This is a genomic window from Microcystis sp. LE19-195.1E (assembly GCF_027532095.1).
Classification (GTDB): domain Bacteria; phylum Cyanobacteriota; class Cyanobacteriia; order Cyanobacteriales; family Microcystaceae; genus Microcystis; species Microcystis aeruginosa.
In genome coordinates this window covers 1-2,936 of record NZ_JAPZSZ010000164.1, presented here as the reverse complement: position 1 = coordinate 2,936, position 2,936 = coordinate 1, and the positions used below count along the sequence as shown (strand labels likewise).

At 46.3% G+C, this 2,936-nt stretch carries 2 protein-coding genes; one reads left to right on the top strand and one right to left on the bottom strand.

The features are described 5' to 3' along the window. Positions 1-258 precede the first annotated feature (258 nt). Positions 259-1,215, top strand: coding sequence for an IS110 family RNA-guided transposase (locus O9300_RS09705; RefSeq protein WP_287971449.1), 957 nt, complete (start codon positions 259-261; stop codon positions 1,213-1,215). 657 nt (positions 1,216-1,872) lie between these two features. Here O9300_RS09705 and O9300_RS09700 read toward each other — a convergent pair. After that, the gene (locus tag O9300_RS09700; protein WP_287971450.1) at positions 1,873-2,400 is read right to left on the bottom strand and encodes a choice-of-anchor R domain-containing protein; all 528 of its coding nucleotides are present in this window, start codon (positions 2,398-2,400) and stop codon (positions 1,873-1,875) included. Positions 2,401-2,936 lie beyond the last annotated feature (536 nt).

Sequence of the window (2,936 nt, the reverse complement as noted above, 5' to 3'; positions counted from 1 at the left end):
GCGGGCGTTGGGTTTCATGCTTCAACCCAACCTTGTATATTGAGAGAAGTGGTAGACCGTCCCAACCTTGGTCAGAAAAGACCGCTTCGTAGCAAGGGTCACCACCATAATCTCCCTGACAAAACTCGAACAGTCGCCGGGGTCGTGGCGAAAACAATCAATTTTTAAGCTAACAGACCGTATCGGGCAAGGATGAGTAAAATCAAGGGGATGCTCTCCAAAATAACCATTAATCCCGCCAATTTCTCAGGTTCAATCATGGAAAATATCTCTCAATGGGTAGGCATTGACATTAGTAAAGCGACCCTAGATGTGTACCTCCGTCCCCTCGGTAAAGCGATGAAAGTTGCTAACACAAAGGAGGACATATCTAAACTGGTCGAAACCCTAAAATCCTACACTGTCAACCTCATCGTTCTGGAAGCGACAGGAGGTTTAGAAACTGAACTGGTGATTCAATTACAAGCAGCGGATTTACCTGTAGCCTTAATCAATCCCCGTCAAGGAAGAGACTTTGCTAAAGCCACTGGTAAATTAGCCAAAACCGATGCCATTGACGCTCAAATCTTAGCTCATTTTGGCGAAGCAATGCAACCGCAAATATTAGCGGTTGAGTCGGAAGAATCTCGTCAATTGGGCGACTTAATTAGTCGTCGCCGGCAACTTGTCGAGATGCGGACTGCCGAAAAAAACCGACGGGAACGCGCTCGCGGTAAAGCTTTGGTCGATATCGAAGCCCATCTTGAGTATCTCGATAACTGCCTCGAAAAACTCAATCAAGAAATTGAGGAATTGACCCAAGCTAACCAACAATGGCTCGAGAAAGTTAATTTACTCAAAACCGTGCCGGGGATTGGTCAAGTAATTTCTACTACTCTCGTCTCCGACTTACCAGAACTCGGTCAATTAACCGCCAAACAAATCTCTCGCTTAGTCGGTGTTGCGCCGATTAATCATGATAGTGGTCAACATAAAGGTAAGCGAATGATTCAGGGAGGTCGCGCTCAGATTCGGGCGACTCTTTACATGGGAGCGGTGGTAGCTATGCGTCATAATCCGGTGATTAAAACCTTTTACGAACGCCTAGTCGGACGAGGTAAATCAAAAAAACTGGCTCTGACTGCTTGTGTGCGGAAAATCTTAGTTATTCTTAATGCAATGGTTCGCCAAAATCAGCCTTGGCAGCTTCCTGATAATTTACAACCTTGTTCCTAGAGATTCACACTTTTTGTTATCTCTGCTCAAGGGTTGCGCTTGCTTTGGTTTAACCTGAGCGACTTAGTTTTTGCTGCGCTTTTTTCTGGCTTGAGATTTTGAGTTTTACGGCAACTGCTTGAGTTTTTTTGAATTACCTCTTGACAATCAAGACAGTCGCTACGTTTATTTTATATTTAATTCCACCCACCTACTTAAATAGGGTTTGCGGCAAAAAGGTTGGTGGTGGGGTTAAGAGACAGGAGACAGGAGGTAGTATGAGAGGGTTTCGGAGATTGTCAATGTCCTAACCGCCGATTCGGTTGCGATAACATCTCGAAGGCTCTCCCCCTACTTAGGGTGATCAGCAAACCTGATCTATCGGAGGGCGCAAGGAACTTGCGCCCCTACAGTAACGGATTTTGTCCACAATGTAGGGGCGAACTGCGTTCGCCCAAAAGGTACATTATCAAAGCGCAAGTCCCTTAATTGCCCTCACCCCCCTGCCCCGCCGACATCGGGGGGGTCGGGGGTGGGAGAGGGGAGTAGGATGTCTGCCACGAATAAAGAAAAATGCTATAACCTATCAGGGAAGGGAGGGAGACGCTGACTTTTCCTATTGTCAGGTGGAACCTTGGCACGAGACAAGAGAATCGAGTCGCCCCCACCCTACTGTTCCTATTTCCGTTTCTTCAGGCTAGAAGCTAACCCTAATCCTCCTAATCCTAACAAGGCAACCACGGAACCCGGTTCAGGGACGCTAGTGGGTGGAGGAGTAGTCCCCTCAAGGCTAAATTGGTAAGGGCCATCCGTAGGAAAAGAATCCCAACTTCCCCCTTGACTGTTACTATTAACGAAACCATCACCAATCGTCCAACCAGGGAGTCCTGTTTGAGCGGCAGATGAGGTATACCCCCAAAGATAAGACCCAGTACCAGTATCACTTGAAATACCACTGACTAACCAGTAAGTGGTATTAGCGGTTAATGCTTGCGGAGTAGCCAGGGTAAAGGTGTTATTGGCGAGAGAGGTGGTAATGGAAGCCGGGTTAGTAAAACTGGTTAGCTGAGTGCCGGGGGTTCCACTGCTGTTGCTATAGAGACGAAGAAACAAGTTGGGATCGGCGGTGTTTTCTCTGAACAAAAGAGTAGCAGAATTAAGGTTATAACTGCTACTGCCAGTTGTAAAGCTTGATCCTTGCCAAATGTTAATGGCTACACCTCCTGTGCCATTATTTCCTTGAGATAAGTTCTCAACGAGGGTGACAGCAGAAGCTTGTTGTCCTAAACCTAGGGAAAGAAGGAGAGCAAGGCTACCCCCCCCCCGATTTTTGCCAGAATTTGCTGATTTTTGGTCATTTTTGGAAGTCCTAAATACAAAAAGGGTGAAATTGTTCTTGATTGATGGTCTATCTTCTGAGCATCTGCTCGGAAAAAAGGTTTGTAGTAACTTAGCGCAGATTAACTCGCTAGGTTGTACGGCCTCGTCCGCACAATACAGAATTTAGGTAGAAATGTCAAGTTTTTAAGATAGGTAGATGATAAGTAGGGTTTGCGGCAAAAAGTTTGTTGGTGGGGGCAGGGTGTGGGGTGTGGGGTGTGGGGTGTAGGGTTTTACCCATTTTCAGGCGGTCAATTACCTAATTTTCAGGGAAAAAGTGCCTAAATTTCCCCCCGATCACTCCCATATCCGGTACTTTTTGATTGACAAAAGGTCTAAAAGTCTTATCCAACAAGGTTTTT